This window comes from Streptomyces sp. NPDC007856, from assembly GCF_042868225.1.
Lineage (GTDB): Bacteria > Actinomycetota > Actinomycetes > Streptomycetales > Streptomycetaceae > Streptomyces.
Map to the genome: position 1 here is coordinate 1 of NZ_JBIAEC010000113.1, position 1390 is coordinate 1390.

Sequence of the window (1390 nt, forward strand, 5' to 3'; positions counted from 1 at the left end):
GGGAGTGCGCGGGCGTCTGCCCGGGGCGCACTTCCACGGATGAGTACCGCTCCCTGAACAGGAGGCGGGCCACCGCGTAACTCTCCTTGGTGAACGCCCAGTTCAACCACGAGGAGTGCACGATGGCCCTGTCCCAGTCTGAGCTGATACGGCTGCTTGAGTCACTACGCTCGACCGACGGAATCGAACTCATCCGCGCCATCGCCGAGCGGATGGTGCAGGAGCTGATCGAGGCCGAAGCGAGTGCCCACATCGGCGCGGAGTGGAACGAGCACACGCCGACACGGACCAACATCCGCAACGGGCACCGGGAGAAGGTACTGACCACGCTGGCCGGCGATCTCGACCTGGAGATCCCCAAAGTCCGCACCGGCAGCTTCTTCCCGTCCCTGCTGGAGCGCCGGCGCCGCATCGACCAGGCCCTCTACGCCGTCATCATGGAGGCATACGTGCACGGCGTCTCCACCCGCAGCGTGGATGACCTGGTCAAAGCCCTGGGCGGGGACAGCGGCATCTCGAAGTCGGAGGTCTCACGGATCTGCGCGACGCTGGACGAACCGCTGACCGCGTTCCGCACCCGCCCGCTGGATCACGTCCGCTTCCCCTACGTCTACCTGGACGCGACCTACTGCAAGGCACGGGTGAACCACCAGATCGTCTCGCGGGCCGTCGTGGTCGCCACCGGCATCACCGAGGACGGCAACCGCGAGGTGCTGGGCCTGATGGTCGGAGACAGCGAGAGCGAGGCGTTCTGGAAGGAGTTCCTGCGCTCCCTGCGCGAACGCGGCCTTTCCGGGGTCCGCCTCGTCGTCACCGACCAGCACGCCGGCCTGGTCGCCGCGGTCCGCAAGGTCATGCTCGGCGCCGCCTGGCAGCGTTGTCGTGTCCATTTCCTGCGAAACGTCTTCAACGTGATCGACCGGGACTCCGGCGAAATGGTCGCCGCGACCATCCGCACCATCTTCACCCAGCCCACCGCCGAGCTGGTGCGCACCCAGCTCGACACCGTCGCCGACATGCTCGGCACCCAGTTTCCCAAGGTCAGGGCCATGCTGCTGGACGCGAAGGAGGATCTGACCGCGTTCGCGGACTTCCCGCCGAGGCACTGGAAGAAGATCCAGTCGACCAACCCGCTGGAACGGATCAACCGGGAGATCAAGCGCCGCATCGACGTCGTCCAGGTCTTCCCCAACGACGACGCGCTCTTGCGACTGGTCACCGCCGTGCTCTTCGAGATGCATGACGAATGGATCGCTTTCCCCCGCCGCTACCTGCCCGAAGGCAGCATGGACGAGCTCTACCGCGAACGCCCCGAAAGCGCCCCCGCGCTACCCAACAACCCGAACACGCCTACCGATTGATCGCCAACACCACGAAAGGGGACACCATC

Annotated in this window: 1 protein-coding gene; it reads left to right on the forward strand. The window is 66.0% G+C overall.

Features of this window, described 5'->3' with window-relative positions; all coding sequences use genetic code 11:
* The first annotated feature begins 122 nt into the window (after positions 1-122).
* On the forward strand, positions 123-1361 hold the full coding sequence (locus ACFYOH_RS44820; RefSeq protein WP_388638131.1) for an IS256 family transposase: 1239 nt from the start codon (positions 123-125) through the stop codon (positions 1359-1361).
* Positions 1362-1390 lie beyond the last annotated feature (29 nt).

Coding starts and splice junctions, on each gene's coding strand:
- ACFYOH_RS44820 (WP_388638131.1), top strand. CDS start 123: ATGGCCCTGTCCCAGTCTGAGCTGATACGGCTGCTTGAGTCACTACGC.